Origin of the sequence: Aeromicrobium sp. (assembly GCF_036676885.1) — a bacterium.
Classification (GTDB): Bacteria; Actinomycetota; Actinomycetes; order Propionibacteriales; family Nocardioidaceae; genus Aeromicrobium.
The window spans coordinates 1-19,864 of record NZ_JAKFCB010000177.1; the positions used below are offsets into that span (position 1 = coordinate 1).

The 19,864-nt window shown below is 67.6% G+C and carries 23 protein-coding genes; 20 read left to right on the forward strand and 3 right to left on the reverse strand.

Annotated features, from left to right (window positions below; all coding sequences use genetic code 11):
- The first annotated feature begins 80 nt into the window (after positions 1 to 80).
- The 19 genes from rho to V6M46_RS08405 all read left to right on the forward strand — a co-directional run bounded on the left by rho (position 81) and on the right by V6M46_RS08405 (position 15,704).
- Entirely contained in the window at positions 81 to 2,009 is a 1,929-nt protein-coding gene (rho, locus tag V6M46_RS08315) for a transcription termination factor Rho (protein ID WP_332663677.1), read from the forward strand.
- A 173-nt stretch (positions 2,010 to 2,182) separates the two neighbouring features.
- Positions 2,183 to 2,668 (forward strand): glutathione peroxidase, encoded by a 486-nt coding sequence (locus V6M46_RS08320; protein ID WP_332663679.1) that lies wholly within the window; start codon positions 2,183 to 2,185, stop codon positions 2,666 to 2,668.
- 166 nt (positions 2,669 to 2,834) lie between these two features.
- Positions 2,835 to 3,053, forward strand: a complete 219-nt coding sequence (gene rpmE / locus V6M46_RS08325) for a 50S ribosomal protein L31 (protein WP_332663681.1) — start codon at positions 2,835 to 2,837, stop codon at positions 3,051 to 3,053.
- Positions 3,054 to 3,147: 94 nt separating this feature from the next.
- Positions 3,148 to 4,227, forward strand: coding sequence for a peptide chain release factor 1 (prfA, locus tag V6M46_RS08330; protein ID WP_332663683.1), 1,080 nt, complete (start codon positions 3,148 to 3,150; stop codon positions 4,225 to 4,227).
- A 76-nt stretch (positions 4,228 to 4,303) separates the two neighbouring features.
- Positions 4,304 to 5,155 carry a peptide chain release factor N(5)-glutamine methyltransferase gene (gene prmC, locus V6M46_RS08335; protein WP_332663685.1) on the forward strand — a complete coding sequence of 284 codons (852 nt, stop codon included), beginning with the start codon at positions 4,304 to 4,306 and terminating at the stop codon, positions 5,153 to 5,155.
- A gap of 13 nt (positions 5,156 to 5,168) precedes the next feature.
- Positions 5,169 to 5,711, forward strand: a complete 543-nt coding sequence (locus V6M46_RS08340; RefSeq protein ID WP_332663687.1) for a hypothetical protein — start codon at positions 5,169 to 5,171, stop codon at positions 5,709 to 5,711.
- A gap of 28 nt (positions 5,712 to 5,739) precedes the next feature.
- Positions 5,740 to 6,408: an L-threonylcarbamoyladenylate synthase gene (locus tag V6M46_RS08345; RefSeq protein ID WP_332663689.1), complete on the forward strand. Its 669-nt coding sequence runs from the start codon at positions 5,740 to 5,742 to the stop codon at positions 6,406 to 6,408.
- Positions 6,405 to 7,529: a glycosyltransferase family 4 protein gene (locus tag V6M46_RS08350; protein WP_332663691.1), complete on the forward strand. Its 1,125-nt coding sequence runs from the start codon at positions 6,405 to 6,407 to the stop codon at positions 7,527 to 7,529. Before V6M46_RS08345 ends, V6M46_RS08350 begins: the two co-directional genes overlap by 4 nt.
- On the forward strand, positions 7,526 to 7,927 hold the full coding sequence (locus tag V6M46_RS08355) for a hypothetical protein (RefSeq protein WP_332663693.1): 402 nt from the start codon (positions 7,526 to 7,528) through the stop codon (positions 7,925 to 7,927). The genes V6M46_RS08350 and V6M46_RS08355 overlap by 4 nt, the downstream gene beginning before the upstream one ends.
- A gap of 230 nt (positions 7,928 to 8,157) precedes the next feature.
- Positions 8,158 to 8,856 carry a F0F1 ATP synthase subunit A gene (atpB, locus tag V6M46_RS08360; RefSeq protein ID WP_332663695.1) on the forward strand — a complete coding sequence of 233 codons (699 nt, stop codon included), beginning with the start codon at positions 8,158 to 8,160 and terminating at the stop codon, positions 8,854 to 8,856.
- 113 nt (positions 8,857 to 8,969) lie between these two features.
- Positions 8,970 to 9,170 (forward strand): ATP synthase F0 subunit C, encoded by a 201-nt coding sequence (locus V6M46_RS08365; RefSeq protein WP_256366706.1) that lies wholly within the window; start codon positions 8,970 to 8,972, stop codon positions 9,168 to 9,170.
- A 28-nt stretch (positions 9,171 to 9,198) separates the two neighbouring features.
- The gene (locus V6M46_RS08370) at positions 9,199 to 9,741 is read left to right on the forward strand and encodes a F0F1 ATP synthase subunit B (RefSeq protein ID WP_332663697.1); all 543 of its coding nucleotides are present in this window, start codon (positions 9,199 to 9,201) and stop codon (positions 9,739 to 9,741) included.
- Positions 9,741 to 10,541, forward strand: a complete 801-nt coding sequence (locus V6M46_RS08375) for a F0F1 ATP synthase subunit delta (RefSeq protein ID WP_332663699.1) — start codon at positions 9,741 to 9,743, stop codon at positions 10,539 to 10,541. The genes V6M46_RS08370 and V6M46_RS08375 overlap by 1 nt, the downstream gene beginning before the upstream one ends.
- Before the next feature lie 33 nt (positions 10,542 to 10,574).
- The gene (gene atpA / locus V6M46_RS08380; RefSeq protein ID WP_332663701.1) at positions 10,575 to 12,221 is read left to right on the forward strand and encodes a F0F1 ATP synthase subunit alpha; all 1,647 of its coding nucleotides are present in this window, start codon (positions 10,575 to 10,577) and stop codon (positions 12,219 to 12,221) included.
- A gap of 2 nt (positions 12,222 to 12,223) precedes the next feature.
- Complete coding sequence (locus V6M46_RS08385) at positions 12,224 to 13,156, forward strand: F0F1 ATP synthase subunit gamma (protein ID WP_332663703.1); 933 nt, start codon at positions 12,224 to 12,226, stop codon at positions 13,154 to 13,156.
- 5 nt (positions 13,157 to 13,161) lie between these two features.
- The gene (gene atpD, locus V6M46_RS08390; RefSeq protein WP_332663705.1) at positions 13,162 to 14,634 is read left to right on the forward strand and encodes a F0F1 ATP synthase subunit beta; all 1,473 of its coding nucleotides are present in this window, start codon (positions 13,162 to 13,164) and stop codon (positions 14,632 to 14,634) included.
- Positions 14,634 to 15,011, forward strand: a complete 378-nt coding sequence (locus V6M46_RS08395; RefSeq protein ID WP_332663707.1) for a F0F1 ATP synthase subunit epsilon — start codon at positions 14,634 to 14,636, stop codon at positions 15,009 to 15,011. Before atpD ends, V6M46_RS08395 begins: the two co-directional genes overlap by 1 nt.
- Before the next feature lie 40 nt (positions 15,012 to 15,051).
- Positions 15,052 to 15,477: a DUF2550 domain-containing protein gene (locus V6M46_RS08400; RefSeq protein WP_332663709.1), complete on the forward strand. Its 426-nt coding sequence runs from the start codon at positions 15,052 to 15,054 to the stop codon at positions 15,475 to 15,477.
- A 98-nt stretch (positions 15,478 to 15,575) separates the two neighbouring features.
- Complete coding sequence (locus tag V6M46_RS08405) at positions 15,576 to 15,704, forward strand: hypothetical protein (protein ID WP_332663711.1); 129 nt, start codon at positions 15,576 to 15,578, stop codon at positions 15,702 to 15,704.
- Positions 15,705 to 15,853: 149 nt separating this feature from the next.
- Here the strand turns inward: V6M46_RS08405 and V6M46_RS08410 are convergent, their stop codons facing one another.
- Positions 15,854 to 16,426: a cob(I)yrinic acid a,c-diamide adenosyltransferase gene (locus tag V6M46_RS08410; RefSeq protein ID WP_332663713.1), complete on the reverse strand. Its 573-nt coding sequence runs from the start codon at positions 16,424 to 16,426 to the stop codon at positions 15,854 to 15,856.
- A 71-nt stretch (positions 16,427 to 16,497) separates the two neighbouring features.
- On the opposite strand from V6M46_RS08410, the gene V6M46_RS08415 reads away from it, so the two are divergent.
- A complete protein-coding gene (locus tag V6M46_RS08415; protein WP_332663715.1) occupies positions 16,498 to 18,480 on the forward strand; it encodes a protein meaA in 1,983 nt (660 codons plus the stop codon).
- A gap of 11 nt (positions 18,481 to 18,491) precedes the next feature.
- On the opposite strand, the gene V6M46_RS08420 is transcribed toward V6M46_RS08415, so the two are convergent.
- Both V6M46_RS08420 and V6M46_RS08425 read right to left on the reverse strand, forming a co-directional pair.
- The gene (locus V6M46_RS08420; protein ID WP_332663717.1) at positions 18,492 to 19,268 is read right to left on the reverse strand and encodes an isocitrate lyase/PEP mutase family protein; all 777 of its coding nucleotides are present in this window, start codon (positions 19,266 to 19,268) and stop codon (positions 18,492 to 18,494) included.
- A gap of 44 nt (positions 19,269 to 19,312) precedes the next feature.
- Positions 19,313 to 19,864: hypothetical protein (locus tag V6M46_RS08425; protein ID WP_332663719.1), on the reverse strand; the 552-nt coding region annotated here is incomplete at its 5' end.

Sequence of the window (19,864 nt, forward strand, 5' to 3'; positions counted from 1 at the left end):
CCGTCGGATACGGGCAAGCCTTTATGCGATCCGGATCTCTCCGGACATCAGGCCTTGTGGCCTCATCCAAAGGAACCTACGTGACTGAAACCACCATCACACCTGAACCCTCCACGCCTGCGGCTGACGCCGCGGCCACCGCCCCCAGGAAGACCGGGGGAGGACTCGGAGGAAAGGTCCTTGCCGAGCTCCAGGCGATCGCCGGAGAGCTGGGCATCACCGGCGCTGACAAGATGCGCAAGGGCGCCCTCATCGACGCCATCAAGATCGCCCGCGGAGACGCCGGCACCTCCACCAAGGCCGCGGTCGCCGCGGCCGCGCCCAGCAAGGTCGACACCTCCAAGGGTGACGACGCTGCGGCGGCCAAGGCCGAGCAGTCCGCCGTCGAGGCGCCGGCCGCGACCGAGCCCAAGAGCGACTCCCGCAAGCCCAAGACCGAGTCCAAGAACGACTCGCGTGGCGACAAGAACGACAAGCCCGAGCCCAAGAACGACTCGCGTGGCGACAAGCCCGAGTCCACGAACGACTCGCGGGGCGACGACTCCTCCGACGACGACCGTGGTCGGGGCGACGGCGGCGGCCGCAACCGCAACCAGAACCAGAACCGCGAGCAGAACCGCGACAACGACGGTGGCAACCGCAACCAGGGCCAGGGCCAGGGTCAGGGCGGCCGCAACCGCAACCAGAACCGCGACAACGACGGCGGCAACCGCAACCAGGGCCAGGCCCAGGGCGGCAACCGCAACCAGGGCGGCTTCGACGATGACGACGAGGGCGGCATGGGCCGCCGTCGCAACCGGCGCGGACGCAACCGCAACGCGGGTGGCCGTGGTGGTGAGGTCGACACGACCTACACCGAGGACGACGTCCTCGTGCCGGCCGCGGGCATCCTCGACATCCTCGACAACTACGCGTTCGTCCGCACGACGGGCTACCTGCCCAGCGAGAACGACGTCTACGTGTCCCTCTCCATGGTCCGCAAGTGGGGGCTTCGCCGCGGCGACGCCGTCATCGGCCAGGTGCGCCAGCCCCGCGAGGGCGAGCGCAAGGAGAAGTTCAACCCGATGGTCAAGATCGAGTCGGTCAACGGCATGACCCTCGACGAGAGCCTCAAGCGCGTCGAGTTCGCCAAGCTGACTCCGCTCTACCCCTCGGAGCGCCTGCGCCTCGAGGGCGAGGCCGGCGGACTGACCGGCCGGGTCGTCGACCTCGTGGCCCCGATCGGCAAGGGCCAGCGTGGCCTGATCGTGTCGCCGCCCAAGGCCGGCAAGACCATGATCATGCAGCAGGTCGCCAACGCGATCACCGAGAACAACCCCGAGTGCCACCTGATGATCGTCCTCGTCGACGAGCGTCCGGAGGAGGTCACCGACTTCCAGCGCACCGTCAAGGGTGAGGTCATCGCCTCGACGTTCGACCGTCCGGCCACCGACCACACCACGGTCGCGGAGCTGGCGATCGAGCGCGCCAAGCGTCTCGTCGAGCTGGGCCACGACGTCGTGCTGCTGCTCGACGGCATCACCCGCCTGGGCCGCGCCTACAACCTCGCGGCCCCGACCAGCGGACGCATCATGTCCGGTGGCGTCGACTCCTCGGCGCTCTACCCGCCCAAGAAGTTCTTCGGCGCCGCGCGCAACATCGAGGACGGCGGCTCGCTGACGATCCTCGCCACGGCGCTGGTCGAGACCGGTTCGCGCATGGACGAGGTCATCTTCGAGGAGTTCAAGGGCACCGGCAACTGGGAGCTCCGCCTGCGTCGCGACTTCGCCGACAAGCGCATCTTCCCGGCGGTCGACGTCGACGCCTCGAGCACTCGCCGCGAGGAGCTGCTCATGGGCAAGGACGAGCTCGCCGTCGTGTGGAAGCTGCGCCGGGTGCTCTCGGGCCTCGAGGGCCAGCAGGGCCTCGAGCTCATCCTCGACAAGCTCAAGAAGACCACGAGCAACGCCGAGTTCCTCATGCAGATCAACACGACGCTGCCGCAGACCGGTGGCGGCACCAACAGCTGATCGATCAGCACCCGAAGCGCCCATCGACCGCGAGGTCGGCGGGCGCTTCTGCGTGCTCGAAGCATCCACGGGTGTTGAATTCCGTCGACGGGATGGCGCCCGCGGCTCAACCTGTGGCTGGGTTGAGTGGTGACAGTTGGTCCCGGTTGTCCCCCGCAACTAGGCTGGGGGCCATGACTTCTGCGTTTGACTTCTCCGCGACCGCGATCGACGGCACCGAACGGATGCTGGCCGACTACAAGGGCAAGGTCCTGCTCGTCGTCAACACCGCGACGCAGTGCGGCTTCACCCCGCAGTTCAAGGGGCTCGAGAAGGTCTACCAGGAGTACGTCGACCGTGGCCTGGTCGTGCTCGGCTTCCCGTGCGACCAGTTCGGCCACCAGAACCCGGAGTCGGACGAGGACACCGCGGTGTTCTGCGAGCGCAACTTCGGCGTGACGTTCCCGCTGTTCTCGGAGGTCGAGGTCAACGGCGACGACGCGCACCCGCTCTACCAGTGGCTGAAGTCCGAGAAGTCCGGCCTGCTCGGCAGCACCACGATCAAGTGGAACTTCACCAAGTTCCTGATCGACACCGAGGGCAACGTCATCAAGCGCTACGGCTCGACGACGGCGCCGGAGGACATCAAGGACGACATCGAAGCCCTCCTCCCGGCCTGAGTCACGCCGCAGAACCGACCCGTCAGCATTGGTGGGACTTCTCGGCCCGAGGAATAGTCCGGCCCTCGATTTCCTTATACGTACTGCCGACTGGCACAATTCATCCTTGGTTCTGGTTCACGGATCGCAACCCGCGATACGACCCAGCGACCGTCGAGAGGACATCATGAAGCAAGGCATTCACCCCGAGTACGTCGAGACGCAGGTCACGTGCACCTGTGGCAACACGTTCACGACCCGTAGCACCGCCACCGACGGCACCCTTCGTGCTGATGTGTGCGCCGCGTGCCACCCGTTCTACACCGGCAAGCAGAAGATCCTCGACACCGGCGGCCGCGTCGCCCGCTTCGAGAAGCGCTACGCCAAGAAGACCGAGAGCAAGTAGCTCCACTCCGGCACCGACCCGTACGCCAGACGTACGGGTCGGTGCCGTTGTCGTGTCCGCACCAGTCCGTCCGCACCGAGACCGAGGAGTCATCGTGTTCGAAGCCGTCGACACGCTCGTCGCCGAGCATGCCGAGCTCGAGGTCCGCATGTCCGACCCCGCGGTGCACTCCGACCCGGGCCTGGCCAAGAAGCTCGGACAGCGCTACGCCGAGCTGACCGCGATCGTCAAGACCTACCGCGAGTACCAACAGGTCACGGACGACCTCGAGGCCGCGCGTGAGCTGGCCGCCGAGGACGAGTCGTTCGCCGCGGAGATCGAGACGCTCGAGCCGCGCCTGCACGAGCTGAGTGAGCGGCTGCAGCGCCTGCTGGTGCCGCGCGACCCGGCCGACTCCAAGGACGTCATCATGGAGATCAAGGGCGGCGAGGGTGGCGAGGAGTCGGCGCTGTTCGCCGGTGACCTGCTGCGCATGTACACCCGCTACGCCGAGCACCGTGGCTGGAAGACCGAGATCATCGACGCGACCGAGTCCGCGCTGGGCGGCTACAAGTCCGTCACGATGGCGGTCAAGGCCAAGGGCACGCCCGAGCCCGGCGAGGCGCCGCACGCGCTGCTGAAGTTCGAGGGCGGCGTGCACCGCGTGCAGCGGGTTCCCGTCACCGAGTCGCAGGGCCGCATCCACACGTCCGCGGCGGGCGTCCTGGTGCTGGCCGAGGCCGAGGACATCGACATCGAGATCCACGACAGCGACCTGCGCATCGACGTCTACCGGTCGTCCGGCCCGGGCGGCCAGAGCGTCAACACGACCGACTCTGCTGTACGCATCACGCACCTGCCGACCGGCATCGTCGCGAGCTGCCAGAACGAGAAGAGCCAGCTGCAGAACAAGGAGCAGGCCATGCGCATCCTGCGTGCCCGGCTCATGGAGGCCGCACAGGCCGCCGCCGACGCGGAGGCCTCCGACGCGCGGAAGTCACAGATCCGTACGGTCGACCGCTCCGAGCGCATCCGGACCTACAACTTCCCCGAGAACCGGGTCTCCGACCATCGCACGGGCTTCAAGGCGTACAACCTCGACCAGGTCATGGACGGCGCCCTTGACGACGTCATCAAGTCACTCGTCGATGCCGAGCTGTCCGACCGCCTCGCCGCTGTCGAGTCCGGGGAATGAGCGAGCGTCAGCGAGTGAATCACGAGGCACTCACGCCGTCACCGTTGTACCGTTGCTTCTCCTCGACGGTGACGGCGTGACCTCCGTACGCACCCTGGCCGAGCGGCTGCTCACCGAGGCCACGGCGACGCTCGAGGCGGCGGGTGTCAGCTCACCCCGTCACGACGCGGAGACCCTGCTGAGCCACATCACGGGGGTGCCCCGCGCCTCGCTGATCAGCCGGGCGAAGCCCAACCCGCTCCAGAAGGACGCGTTCCTCGAGCTGGTCGACGCCCGCGCCCGACGGTTCCCGCTGCAGCACCTGGTCGGGTCGACCGGCTTCCGCTACGTCGACATCGAGGTCGGCCCGGGCGTGTTCGTCCCGCGGCCCGAGACCGAGGTGCTCGCCGGCTGGGCGATCGACCACGCCAAGTCGCTGCCGTCGCCGGTCGTCGTCGAGCTGTGCGCCGGCGCCGGGGCGATCGCGCTGTCGGTGGTGCACGAGGTGCCCGGCGCCGCGGTGCATGCCGTCGAGCTGGACGAGCCGGCGTACGAGTGGGCGCAGCGCAACCTCGCCGGCACCGGCGTCGACCTGCGGCTCGGCGACATGGCCGATGCCTTCCCTGACCTCGACGGCACGGTCGACGTCGTCGTGGCCAACCCGCCGTACATCCCGCTCGATGCGTGGGAGAGCGTCGCGCCGGAGGCCCGCGACCACGACCCGGCGCTGGCGCTGTGGTCCGGCGACGACGGCCTCGACGCGATGCGGGTCGTCGAGCAGGTCGCCTGGCGGCTGCTCAAGCCCGGGGGAGTCGTCGGCGCCGAGCACGCGGACGTCCAGGGTGAGTCTGCTCCCGCGGTCTTCCGCGGCCGGTGGGACGGCGTCCAGGACAACCTCGACCTCGCGCAACGTCCCCGTTTCGTCACGGCTGTCAAGCCACGCGGATAGGGTTGGTTCCCTTATGGGCGGCGACGAACTGGCACTGATCGGTGCTGCCATCGCCGTCGGCATCGGCGCCGCGCTGCTCCCGGTGTTCATCAACGCCGAGGTCTACGTCGTCACGATGGGTGCCACGGTCAACAGCCGGCCGTTCCTCGCCCTGCTGATCGTGATCCACGTGCTCGCGACGACGGCCGGCAAGGCATTCGTCTTCCAGCTCGCGCGGCGCGGGACCAACAAGATCCGGATGGTGACGCCCAAGCCGCCGCGCAACAAGGTCGCCGCGATGTCGCGACGGATCGGGCACCGGTTCGCCCGGACCCGGCTCGCCCGGTGGATCAAGAAGGTCAGTGACTGGCTGCTCTCGCTGCTCGACCGGCCCTACTCCGGCGGCCTGACCGCGTTCATGTCGTCGCTCATCGGCATACCGCCGCTGGCGATCGTCACGATCCTGGCCGGCGCCTCGAAGCAGCCGCAGTGGCTGTTCCTCACCACGGTCTTCTCCGGCCGCCTGATCCAGTTCCTCGCGATCGCCTTCCTCCTCCACGAGGTCTCGTGGTTCTGACCCGTGCGCACCGCCCTAGGATGACCGGGTGAGGTTCGACTGCAGCGTTGATGAGGAGTTCGATCGCGGGCTCGCGGCAGCGCAGGTGGCCCTCGAGGAGGGCAAGCTCGTGGTGCTGCCCACCGACACCGTCTACGGCATCGCCGCCGATGCGTTCAACCCGCGCGCGGTGCAGAACCTGCTCGACGCCAAGGGGCGCGGGCGCCAGATGCCGCCGCCGGTGCTGGTCGGTGCTCCCACGACGCTCGACGCCCTCGCGATCGACATCCCGTCGTGGCTCCGCTCGACTGTCGAGTCGCTGTGGCCCGGACCGCTGACCGTGATCTGCCGCCAGCAGCCGTCGCTCACGTGGGACCTCGGCGAGACCCACAACACCGTCGCCGTACGCATGCCGGCCGACCCGCGCGCCCTCGCACTGCTCAAGCTGACCGGCCCGCTCGCCGTCAGCAGCGCCAACACGACGGGTGATCCCGCCGCCACGACGGTCGACGAGGCCGAGGACATGCTGGGCGGGCGAGTCGCGGTCTACCTCGACGGCGGTCCCAGCACGTCGGGCGTACCGTCCACGATCCTCGACGCGACCGGCTCGACCCCGCGCATCCTGCGGGCCGGCTCGATCACCCTCGAGCAGCTGCACGCGTTCAACAACACGATCGAGCCGCCCGACGAGCCCGCCAAGCCAGAGGACGAGGCATGAGGGAGTACCTGGTCGTCTTCGGCATCGCCCTCGGGGTGACCTACCTCCTCGCGTCGATCGCCCGCATGCTGGCCTACCGCTTCGGCGCCGTGGCGCGGGTCCGCGACCGTGACGTGCACGCGATCCCGACGCCCTACTTCGGCGGTCCCGCGATGCTGGGCGGGCTCATCGCCGCATACCTCGTCGCGACCAACCTGCCGTTCCTCTCGATGGCTGACGACGGCGTGTTCAAGGACGCGCGCGCCGTGGTGCTCGGAGGGACCGTGATCTGCATCGTCGGCATCGTCGACGACCTGTACGAGCTCGATGCGCTGAGCAAGTTCGCCGGGCAGGTGCTGGCCGGTGTGATCGTCGTCGCGCAGGGCGTGCAGTTCGTCTACCTGCCGCTCTACGGCAACTACATCGGCCTCGACCAGGCGCAGGCGCTGATCTTCACGGTGCTGCTGATCGTCGGCACCGCCAACGCGGTCAACTTCGTCGACGGCCTCGACGGGCTCGCCGCCGGCATGGTCGCGATCGGTGCCGTGGCGTTCTTCGCGTACGCGTTCGTGCTCGCGGTCGAGAACGGCGAGACCCGCGCGATCGCGGCGGCGCTGCTCACCGCGGCCCTCGCCGGCGCGTGCATCGGCATCCTGCCGCACAACTTCTTCCCGGCCCGCATGTTCATCGGCGACTCCGGCTCGATGCTGATCGGCTTCGTGCTGGCGTGCTCGTCGATCAGCCTCACGGGCCAGTTCCCGGCGACGAGCCTGTCGGAGGGCATCGGCGGCGCTCAGGCGAGCTTCCTGCCGGCGCTGCTCCCGCTGATCCTGCCGTTCACGATCCTGCTGGTGCCGTTCGTCGACCTGGCCCTCGCCGTCGTCCGCCGCACACGCGCCGGCCGTTCGCCGTTCAGCCCCGACAAGATGCACATCCACCACCGGTTGCTCGAGATCGGCCACTCGCACCGCCGCGCCGTCCTGCTGATGTACGCCTTCGCGGGCCTCGTCGCGTTCGGCAGCGTCGTCATCAGCCTGTTCAGCGGCTGGCAGTCGATCGCCGGGTTCGGCACCCTCGCCGTCATCACGCTCGCAGCGGTGTTCCTGCTGCCCAAGTTCGAAGAGAAGGTCTGGTCCTCATGAAAGCGCTTCGCCCGGTGCTCCTGCCCGTGCTCGCCCTCACCGCCCTGTGTGCCGCTGTCGCCGGCGTGGTCGAGGGTGGCGACGGCGTCCTCGGCGCCGTGCTGGGTGGCCTCGTCGTGATCCTGTTCCTCGGCTCGACGCCGGTCGTGCTGAGCCCGTTGGTCAAGGCCAGCGCGACGCTGTCGCTGCCGGTCGCGCTGGGCTTCTTCACGACCAAGGCCGTCGCGATGCTGATCGTCCTGCTGCTGTTGTTCGACGTCGGCGGAGTGGCCACGCACATCGACTCGCGGTGGTTCGGCATCGCCGCGATCGCCGCTTCATTCGGCTGGACGCTTCTGCAGATCCGGGCGTTCAAGCGGGAGCGGGTTCCCACCTATGACCTGGATAACAACGACTGAGGTAGCCCTGCTAACCTCTGGGTAGCGACCAACCCCCTGAACACACCAGGCCGGGAAAGTCGCACGACAATGACGCTGGCCGAATGCCTGGTAGACGTGAGTCGCAGGCGACCACGCCATGACATGAAGGTGACCGAGTGACTCTCGCCTTGACCGCAATTGCCGCATCCGCTGAGCCGCCAAGCCCTGGACCCGCAGACTTCAATCTGCCCGGAATCCTCGGCACGGAAGTGACGAAGCCGATGGTGCTCGTCGTGCTCTCGGGCGTGCTGATCGTGGGGCTGCTCTACGCGATGGCTCGTCCCGCTGCGGTCGTACCCGGTCGGATGCAGTTCGCCGGTGAGATGGTCTACGGCTTCGTCCGCAACGGCATCGCGCGCGACAACATCGGCTCGGTCGAGTTCATGCGCTTCGTGCCCTACCTGTTCTCGCTCTTCCTGTTCGTCCTGGTCAACAACTTCTACGGGCTCATCCCGTTCCTCCAGTTCCCCTCGATGTCGCACATCGGCTATCCGATGGCGATCGCGATCCTGAGCTGGATCGTCTACAACGGCGCCGGGATCAAGAAGAAGGGCTTCCTCGGCTACCTCAAGCACGAGACCGTGCCCGCCGGCATGAAGGGCGGAATCCTGCTCCTGCTGGTGCCGCTGGAGTTCCTGTCCAACATCATCCTGCGCCCCATCACGCTGACGCTCCGTCTCTTCGCGACGATGTTCGCCGGCCACCTGCTCCTGATCCTGTTCTCCCTCGGCGGCGAGTACCTCCTGCTCCACTCGGACAACTCACTCGCCCTGCCCGCTGGTGTCATCTCCGGTCTCCTGGCGATCGCGATCAGCTTCCTCGAGATCCTGATCATGTTCCTCCAGGCGTACGTGTTCACGCTGCTCTCCTCGATGTACATCGGCGAAGCTCTCGCCGACGAGCACTGAGCAATCCCTCAGACCCACAACTTCATACGCTCCAACAGATACGCCCCACCAGCGATGCTCACTCGAGCGTCACAACGAAAGGAAATGCCGTGGAGTCCATCGGCACTCTGAACATGGTCGGTCTCGGCCTCGCCGCGATCGGCCCCGGTATCGGCGTCGGCTTGATCTTCGCCGCGTTCGTCACCGGTGTCGCCCGTCAGCCCGAGGCTGAGGGCAAGCTGCGCCAGATCGCCATCCTGGGCTTCGTCCTCGCCGAGCAGTTCTTCATCATCGGCCTGGCCCTGGCGTTCGTCCTCAAGTCGACCAACACCTGATCCCGACACCTCGACAGAAGGCACGCCCATGATCACGTCACGTCTCGCTCTCGCGGCGGAGGAAGAGGACATCAATCCTCTGATCCCGCACACCGCCGAGATCGTCATCAGCCTGGTCGTCTTCGGGTTGATCTTCTTCCTCCTGAAGAAGATCGTCATCCCGGCGTTCGAGAAGGCGTATGCCGAGCGCACCGCCGCGATCGAGGGCGGCATCGAAGAGGCTCAGTCTGCCCAGAAGGAAGCCAAGGCCGCGCTCGACAAGTACACCGAGCAGCTCGCCGGAGCCCGTCACGAGGCAACGGCGATCCGCGAGGAGGCCAAGGAGCAGGGCGCGCAGATCATTGCCGAGCTCCGCGCCCAGGCGCAGGCCGAGGCCGAGCGCATCACCGCGACTGCGCACGCGCAGATCGAGGCCGAGCGTGCTCAGGTCCTGGCCCAGCTCAAGGGCGAGGTCGGCTCGATGGCCACGCAGCTGGCCGGACGCATCGTGGGCGAGTCCCTCGATGACGATGCGCGCCAGAAGCGTACGGTCGAGCGATTCATCGCCGAGCTCGAGGAGTCGTCCAACTGATGCGTGGCATTTCAGCGAAGTCCCTGGTCGACGTCCTCGCCGCAGTCGATGCGGCGAAGGGCGAGGCCAGCGACCTCGGAGCAGAGCTGTTCGGCGTCGTCTCGACGCTGGACCGCGCTCCGGCGCTTCGTCGCGTGCTGACCGACCCGTCCACCGAGGCCCAGGCCAAGGTGGGGCTCGCCAAGCAGGTCTTCGGCGGCCAGGTCGGCGCGGACACGCTCGCGGTGCTCAGTGCGGCGGTCAGCGGACGCTGGGCGTCGATGCGCGACCTGACCGATGGCCTGGAGACCGCCGGTGTCGCCGCCGAGGTCGCCGCCGCAGATGCGGCCGGTGAGCTCGATGCGCTCGAGACCGAGCTGTTCGAGGTCGAGCGGGTCGTACGTTCGGACGCCGACCTGCGTCAGATCGTCTCGGACCGCGGCATCCCGACCGAGGCCAAGAGCACGCTGCTGGCGAACCTGCTCGAGGGCAAGGTCACCGGCTCCACACTCGCACTGGCGACGCAGGCCGCAGCGGCCCGCACCGGATCGTTCGAGAAGGCCCTGTCGAGCTTCAGCGACACCGTCGCCGCACGTCGCAGCCGGCTGCTCGCCGAGGTGCGGGTGGCCTACGAGCTGGCGGACGCGGAGAAGACCCGCCTCGCCAAGGCCCTCGCCAAGAAGTACGGACGCGACGTCCACCTCAACATCGTCGTCGATCCCTCGGTCGTCGGAGGCATTGCCGTCTCCGTCGGTGACGAGGTCGTCGACGGCACCATGTCCACTCGCCTCGAAGTCGCCCGCCGGCGTCTTGCAGGCTAGAACCACACACCGAACAAGAAGGCAGGCACACACATGGCGGAACTCACGATCCGTCCGGACGAGATCCGCGACGCATTGCAGAAGTTCGTGGCCGACTACAAGCCGAGCGCCGCTGCGACCGAAGAGGTCGGCGTCGTCGCCGAGGCCGGTGACGGCATCGCGCGCGTCGAGGGACTTCCCTCGGCGATGGCCAACGAGCTGCTCGAGTTCGAGGACGGCACGCTGGGCCTCGCGCTCAACCTCGACGTCCGCGAGATCGGTGTCGTCATCCTCGGTGAGTTCTCCGGAATCGAAGAGGGTCAGACCGTACGCCGCACCGGTGAGGTGCTCTCGGTGCCCGTGGGCGACAACTACCTCGGCCGCGTCGTCGACCCGCTCGGCAACCCGATCGACGGCCTCGGCGAGATCGCGACCACCGAGCGCCGCGCGCTCGAGCTCCAGGCCCCCAACGTCATGCAGCGCAAGAGCGTGCACGAGCCCATGATGACCGGCCTCAAGTCGATCGACTCGCTGACGCCGATCGGCCGCGGCCAGCGCCAGCTCATCATCGGTGACCGCCAGACCGGCAAGACCGCGATCGCGATCGACACGATCATCAACCAGAAGGAGTTCTGGGCGTCGGGCGACCCGGACAAGCAGGTTCGCTGCATCTACGTCGGCATCGGCCAGAAGGGCTCGACCATCGCGGGCATCCGCGGTGCGCTCGAAGAGGCCGGCGCGCTGGAGTACACGACGATCGTCGCGGCCCCCGCGTCCGACTCGGCGGGCTTCAAGTACCTCGCGCCCTACACCGGCTCGGCCATCGGCCAGCACTGGATGTATGCCGGCAAGCACGTCCTGATCGTGTTCGACGACCTGTCCAAGCAGGCCGAGGCATACCGCGCCGTGTCGCTGCTGCTGCGCCGCCCGCCGGGCCGTGAGGCATACCCCGGCGACGTGTTCTACCTGCACTCGCGGCTCCTCGAGCGTTGCGCCAAGCTCAGCGACGAGCTGGGTGCCGGCTCGATGACCGGCCTGCCGATCGTCGAGACCAAGGCCAACGACGTGTCGGCCTACATCCCGACCAACGTCATCTCGATCACCGACGGCCAGATCTTCCTGCAGTCGGACCTGTTCAACGCCAACCAGCGTCCCGCTGTCGACGTCGGCATCTCGGTGTCCCGCGTCGGTGGTGCCGCGATGACCAAGTCGATGAAGGCCGTCACCGGTTCGCTCAAGGTCGAGCTCGCTCAGTACCGCGCGATGGAGGCGTTCGCGATGTTCGCCTCCGACCTCGACGCGGCGTCCAAGCAGCAGCTCGCCCGTGGTCAGCGCATCATGGAGCTGTTCAAGCAGGGTCAGTACGCGCCGTTCCCGACCGAGAACCAGGTCGTCTCGATCTGGGCCGCCACGACCGGCAAGCTCGACCCCGTGCCGCTGCAGGACGTGAGCCGCTTCGAGACCGAGTTCCTCGACTTCCTCAAGCGTTCGCACGGTCCCGTCCTCGACGCGATCCGCGAGTCGGGCAAGTTCGAGGACGACAACATCCAGGCGCTCGAAGATGCCTACGCCGAGTTCCTCAAGCAGTTCGAGACCCACGAGGGTGAGCAGATCATCGTCAAGGCGGGTCGCGAGGAGTTCGAGGCCCTGCCCGACGAAGAGGTCGAGCAGGAGCAGATCGTCAAGCAGAAGCGGGCCTGACGATGGCAGCGTCCGTACGCGAGCTTCGCGCGAAGATCAGGTCGACCCAGGCGACCAAGAAGATCACGCGCGCCATGGAGCTGATCGCTGCGTCGCGCATCATCAAGGCGCAGCAGAAGGCCGCGGCGGCAGCGCCGTACGCCCGTGAGCTGACCCGCGCCGTCTCGGCCGTCGCGACCTTCTCCAACGTCGACCACCCGTTGACGACCGAGAAGGAGAACCCGAAGAAGGCCGCGATCCTGGTGATCGCCAGCGACCGCGGGCTTGCCGGCGCCTACTCGTCCTCCGTGCTCAAGGAGGCCGAGCGACTGGTCGAGAAGCTGCACAGTGAGGGCAAGGAAGTCGACCTCTACCTCGCTGGCCGCAAGGCGGAGGCCTACTACAACTTCCGCAACCGCGAGTTCATGGAGTCGTGGACCGGGTTCTCCGACAAGCCGGAGTACCAGCACGCCCGAGTGATCGGCAACACCCTCGTCAAGATGTTCATCGCCGACGAGAGCGACGAGGAGGCTGTCGATCCCGAGCGCGCGGTCGACGAGCTCCACGTGGTGTTCACCCGGTTCCGCTCGATGCTGGTGCAGGAGCCGGAGGTCATCAGGCTGCTTCCGTTGGAGGTCGTCGAGGGCACCGAGGCGCCGACCGAGCACGAGATCCTGCCGCTCTACGAGTTCGAGCCGTCGGCGCACGAAGTGCTCGACGCGCTGCTGCCGAAGTACATCCACAGCCGGATCTACTACTGCCTGCTGCAAGCCTCCGCCTCGGAGCTCGCATCGCGGCAGAAGGCGATGAAGTCCGCCACGGACAACGCCGAAGACCTGATCCAGAAGTACACCCGAACCGCCAACCAGGCCCGTCAGGCCGGTATTACCCAGGAGATCAGCGAGATCGTGGGCGGCGCCAACGCGCTCGCCGACGCCACCGCTGGGAGTGAGTGAGAGAGATGCCAACCGCCAAGAAGACCGCAGACACCCAGAAGTCCGAGAAGTCGGACCAGAAGCTGGCCGACGGCCGGGTCGCGCGCGTCATCGGCCCGGTGCTCGACATCGAGTTCCCGAGCGACGCGATCCCCGAGATGTACAACGCGCTCAAGGTCGACACCGAGCTGGACGGCGTCAAGGAGACGCTGACCCTCGAGGTCGCCCTGCACATCGGTGACGGACTGGTCCGCGCGATCAGCCTGCGCCCGACCGACGGCATCGTCCGCGGCGCGAAGGTCACCAACACCGGCGGCCCCATCTCGGTGCCGGTCGGCGACCAGACGCTCGGCAAGGTGTTCAACACCACCGGTGACGTCATGAACCTCAAGGAGGGCGAGAAGTGGGAGGTCAAGGAGCGTCGCGGCATCCACGCCAAGGCTCCCGCCTTCGACCAGCTCGAGTCCAAGACCGAGATGTTCCAGACCGGCATCAAGGTCATCGACCTCCTGACGCCGTACGTGCTCGGCGGCAAGATCGGCCTGTTCGGTGGTGCCGGTGTCGGCAAGACCGTGCTGATCCAGGAAATGATCGCCCGTGTCGCGCGCGACCACGGTGGTGTGTCGGTGTTCGCCGGAGTCGGCGAGCGTACGCGTGAGGGCAACGACCTGATCGCCGAGATGGAGGAGGCCGGCGTCCTCGGACAGACCGCCCTCGTCTTCGGTCAGATGGACGAGCCGCCGGGAGCGCGTCTTCGCGTCGCCCTGTCGGCGCTGACGATGGCCGAGTACTTCCGCGACGTCCAGAACCAGGACGTGCTGCTGTTCATCGACAACATCTTCCGCTTCACGCAGGCCGGCTCCGAGGTCTCCACGCTGCTCGGCCGCATGCCGTCCGCCGTGGGCTACCAGCCGACGCTGGCCGACGAGATGGGAGTGCTGCAGGAGCGCATCACCTCGACCCGCGGTCACTCGATCACGTCGCTGCAGGCCATCTACGTGCCTGCGGACGACTACACCGACCCGGCCCCGGCCACGACGTTCGCCCACCTCGACGCGACGACCGAGCTCAACCGTGAGATCGCGTCGATGGGCATCTACCCGGCCGTGGACCCGCTGACCTCGACGTCGCGCATTCTCGACCCGCGCTACATCGCCGACGACCACTACCGCACGGCCAACCGGGTCAAGAGCATCCTCCAGCGCAACAAGGAGCTCCAGGACATCATCGCGATCCTCGGTGTCGACGAGCTCAGCGAAGAGGACAAGACGCTCGTGTCACGCGCGCGTCGTATCCAGCGCTTCCTGTCCCAGAACACCTACGTGGCCAAGCAGTTCACCGGCATCGAGGGCTCGACCGTCTCCATCGACGAGACGATCGACGGCTTCACCAAGATCTGCGACGGTGACTACGACCACGTGGCTGAGCAGGCCTTCTTCATGTGCGGCGGTCTCGAAGACGTCGACAAGAAGTGGGAAGAAATCCAGAAGAGCCTCTGATGGCAGACCTCTTGCAGATCGAGCTCGTCGCCGCCGACCGCGTGGTGTGGTCGGGGCAGGCGAGCCAGGTCATCGCCCGTACGGTCGAGGGCGACCTCGGCGTGCTGTCCGGTCACGCGCCGCTGCTGTCGCTGCTCGTGCCGGGTGTCGTCGAGATCAAGCCGCCGGACGGTGAGGTCGTACGTGCTGCGGTCGCCGAGGGATTCCTCTCGGTTGCCGATGACCACGTGTCTATCCTGAGTGAAGACGCGTTCCTCGCCTCGGAAGTCGACGCGAGCGCGACGCGTGCCGAGCTCGAGGCAGCACAGTCCGAGGGCGACCAGGACGCGGTCCTGCGCGCTGAGGCCAAGCTGCGCCTCATCGACAAGGCGTCCTGACGAACGGAGGGAGATCATGATGCCACTGTGGATGTGGATCGTGGACTCCCTTGTGTTCGCCTTCGTCCTGCTGGTCCTGCTGATCGTCGGGCTGCTGGTGCGGCGCCGCATCCTGGCGCGCTCCGGCGGCACGTTCGAGATGAGTGTCAATCGCTCCCCGGAGGCACGGGCCAAGGGCTGGATGCTGGGCCTCGCGGTCTACAAGGACACCGAGCTCGAGTGGTTCCGTACGTTCTCGTTGTCGCCGCGACCGAACTATCGGTTCACCCGCGGTGACGTCCAGATCGACGGACGCCGGGAGCCGGTCGGCGACGAGGTGCACGCGATCCACGCGGGTCATCTGATCGTCGCCACCGAGAACGCCGCCGGGGTGCGACAGTTCGCGATGAGCGCCAATGCGTTGACCGGATTGCTCTCGTGGCTCGAGTCGTCACCTCCGGGGCAGCGGGTCAACAACGTCCTCTGATGCATGCGTACAGGTTCTCTCCTCCTGTTGACGCCTCAGCAGGCGCAGGAGAGAATCGTCGAAAGAGAAGCGGTTCCCCGCCTCCAAGGGAGTAGATCATGATCAAGCGCATCGTCGCCGCGGCATTCGTCTCGGTACTCACGGTCGTGGGCGTCGCGCCTGCGGCTGACGCAGCCCCCAGGGGCGGCAGCGGTCACGTCGTCAGTCAAGCAATCGACTGGGACTGACCACGTAGTTTCCGTCCGATGGCACTCACTTCGGTGGGTGCCATTGGCATGTCTGGCCCCTGATCCGGTCCGATCCACCCGTTCCCTGGGGAGCGAGTTCTGCGAGCGAAGGGGCCGGCGCGAATCGGGGGTTTCGGCCGCGGTCGGCCTCAGCGCTCACCGCCGGGAACCCACAGGACGTCTCCGGCTTCGCGGTTGGCGTACCGGCCGAGGATGAACAGCAGGTCGCTGAGCCGGTTGAGGTACTTCGCGGTCAGCACGTTCATGGTGTCGCCGTGCTCCTCGAGCGCCGCCCAGGCCGAGCGCTCCGCGCGGCGGGTCACGGTGCAGGCGATGTGCACCGCCGCGGCCGCGGGCGTACCTCCGCGCAGGATGAACGAGCGCAGCTTGGGCAGCTGCTCGTTGTAGTGGTCGCACCAGCCCTCGAGGCGGTCGATGTAGTCAGGCTCGACCCGCAGCGGGGGATACTCCGGGTTGTCGACGACGGGGCACGACAGGTCGGCGCCGACGTCGAACAGGTCGTTCTGCACGTGGGTGAGCACCGCGACGACGTCCTCGTCCAGGGTGCCCAGGGAGATCGCGAAGCCGATGTGGCTGTTGGCCTCGTCGACATCGGCATACGCGGCGAGGCGCAGGTCGAGCTTGCTGGTCTTGCTCATGTCACCCAGGTTGGTGGTGCCGTCGTCGCCGGTTCGCGTGTAGATCCGCGTCAAATTGACCATGGGGCCATCGTACGAGTGTGAGGAGGAACGCCCTCGTGAGGCAGTGACCGCACAGGTTACGGAGAGGTAACGTGGCGATCATGCCTGACAAGCCCTGGGTGATGCGTACGTATGCCGGCCACAGCTCGGCGGCGGAGTCCAACGCGCTCTACCGCCGCAACCTGTCGAAGGGACAGACCGGACTGTCGGTGGCGTTCGACCTGCCGACGCAGACCGGCTACGACCCCGACCACGAGCTGAGCAGGGGAGAGGTCGGCAAGGTCGGCGTCCCGATCCCGCACCTCGGCGCGATGCGGCAGCTGTTCCACGACATCCCGCTCGACGAGATGAACACGTCGATGACGATCAATGCCACCGCGATGTGGCTGCTCGCGATGTACCAGGTCGCGGCCGAGGAGCAGGGCGTCGACCCAGCAGCGCTGTCGGGCACGACGCAGAACGACATCATCAAGGAGTACCTCTCCCGCGGCACGTACGTCTTCGGCCCCGCACCGTCGCTGCGCCTGACGACGGACATGATCGCGTACACCGTCAGCGCGATCCCGAAGTGGAACCCGCTCAACATCTGCAGCTATCACCTGCAGGAGGCCGGCGCGACGCCGACGCAGGAGCTCGCGTACGCGTTGACGACCGCGATCGCCGTGCTGGACGCCGTCCGCGACTCGGGTCAGGTGCCGGAGGACGAGTTCGAGAACGTCGTGGGCCGCATCTCGTTCTTCGTCAACGCCGGCGTGCGATTCGTCGAGGAGATGTGCAAGATGCGCGCCTTCGGGCGGCTCTGGGACGAGATCACGCGTGAGCGCTACGGCGTACAGGATCCCAAGATGCGCCGGTTCCGCTACGGCGTGCAGGTCAACTCGCTTGGACTCACCGAGGCGCAGCCCGAGAACAACGTCCAGCGCATCGTGCTGGAGATGCTCGGCGTGACGCTCAGCAAGGACGCCCGCGCCCGCGCCGTGCAGCTTCCGGCCTGGAACGAGGCGCTCGGCCTGCCGCGCCCGTGGGACCAGCAGTGGTCGCTGCGCCTGCAGCAGGTCCTGGCGTTCGAGTCCGACCTGCTGGAGTACGACGACATCTTCGAGGGTTCCGTCGTCGTCGAGGCCAAGGTCGCCGAGCTGATCGACGGCGCCAAGGCCGAGATCGACCGGGTGCAGGCGATGGGCGGCGCGGTTGCCGCAGTCGAGTCCGGCTACATGAAGCAGGCCATGGTCACGTCCCACTCGGAGCGGCGTGCGCGCATCGAGGCCGGCGAGATGAAGGTCGTCGGCGTCAATTCCTACACCGAGACCGAGCCGTCACCACTCACGGCCGATCTCGACACCGCGATCATGACCGCCGATCCGGAGGCCGAGGCCAATGCGATCGCCGACGTCAAGGCCTGGCGCGAGCAGCGTGACCAGACTGCCGTCGACGAGGCGCTCAACCGTCTGCAGCGCGAGGCCAAGACCGACACCAACCTGATGGCGGCGACGCTCGAGGCCGTACGCGCCGGGGCGACTGTCGGCGAGTGGGCCGGAGCGCTGCGTGAGGTGTTCGGCGAGTACCGCGCCCCCACAGGTGTCAGCGGCGTCGGCAGCATCGCCGAGGCGGGCGCCGAGCTGTCAGCCGTACGCGAGAAGGTGCGGAGCACGGGGGAGGAGCTCGGCACCAGGCTGCGCTTCCTGGTCGGCAAGCCCGGGCTCGACGGCCACTCCAACGGCGCCGAGCAGATCGCCGTACGCGCCCGCGATGCCGGCTTCGAGGTCATCTACCAGGGCATCCGGCTGACTCCCGCGCAGATCGTCGCTGCGGCGGTCGCCGAGGACGTGCACTGCGTCGGGCTCTCGATCCTGTCCGGCTCGCACATGGAGCTCGTCCCGGACGTCCAGAAGGCCATGGCCGAGGCAGGCATCGGCGACGTACCCCTGATCGTCGGCGGCATCATCCCCGAGTCCGATGCCCGCAAGATGGAGGCCGCCGGCGTCGCCGCGGTGTTCACGCCCAAGGACTTCGGCATGACGACGATCATGGACCGCATCGTCGACGAGATCCGCAAGGCCAACGACCTCCCCTGAGCCGGTGACGGCTAGTTCAGGCTGCGGAAGTCCTTCGGCAGCCCGCCGCCGGCGACGATGTCGGTCGTGAGGTCCTGCAGCGCCATGAGGGCTACGGACTGGGCCCACGGGCCGTACGAGACGCGCGCGACGCCGAGCTCCTCCATGCGGGCCAGCGGCACGGAGCCGACGCCGCCCATGAGGCTCAGCTTCTGCGGTCCCCACGCATCCACGAACGCGTTGATGTCGTCCTCGGACACCTTGCCGGGCACGAACACCACGGGAGCGCCGGCGGCGAGGTAGGCCCGGCCGCGCTCGATCGCGTCGGCCAGCACCTCGGCGTGCGGCTTGTCGCCGGCCTTGAGGAACGCGTCGGTACGCGCGTTGAGCACGAAGTCGATGCCTTCCTGCTGTGCGGCGTTGAGCACGGCCTCGACCGCGTCGACCGCCTCGTGGATCGGCTTGAGCTGGTCCTCCAGGTTGCAGCCGACGACGCCGACGCCGATCGCCCGGAGGGTCGTGTCGCGCGGGTTGCCGTAGCCGGCCTCGAGGTCTGCCGTGACGGGCAGGTCGGTGGCCGCGACGATGCCGCCGACGGCCTCGATCATGAGCTCGACGGGGATGTTCTCACCGTCGGCGTATCCGTATGCCGCGGCGATCGAGTGGCTTGCGGTGGCGAGGGCAGTCACGCCCTCGACCTCGGAGACGACACGGGCGCTGATGGCATCCCACACGTTGACGAGCTTGAGCAGCTTCGGGTCGGCGTGGAGGGCGAGGAGGGTCTGGGCCTGGGTGGCGAGTTCGGTCATGACGACAACCGTACGGCCCAGCCCCACCTCGTCTCCGGCGGGAATCAGTCGGCAACCGCCGCCGCGGCAGGGGCGATCCGGGATGCCTGCCGCAGTGGTGAGGACACGATGGTCGCGAGGGCCAGGCCCGCCGTCAGGGCGAATGCGCCGCGCAGGCCGACGAGCCCGGCCGCGGCTCCCACGACCGCAGGACCGGCGATGCCGCCGAGGCCGAGGAAGAACACGACCATGCTGAATCCGGCCGCATGGTCACGCTCGAACGTGTGGAAGCTCCACACGGCCAGCAGGGAGGCGGTCGCCATGAATGTCGGGCCGAAGACGATCGCGGAGAGCACCACGACCGCACCCTGTCCGGGGGCGATGGAGAGCAACGCGATTCCGGCCGCGAGCAGCCCGAACAGGACGAGGTGCGACCCTCGCAGACCCAGGCTGCGAAAGAGCACGGGCGCCGCGGCTCCCGCTGTGCCGGCGATCCCGAGAAGCGTCCAGAACGCCGCCCCGGTCGCAGGCGCCGATCCGGAACCGATCAGGTCGACGGCGAACGTCCAGTAGACCGATCCGACGGCGCCGTACGAGATCGCCGCGATGCACAACGG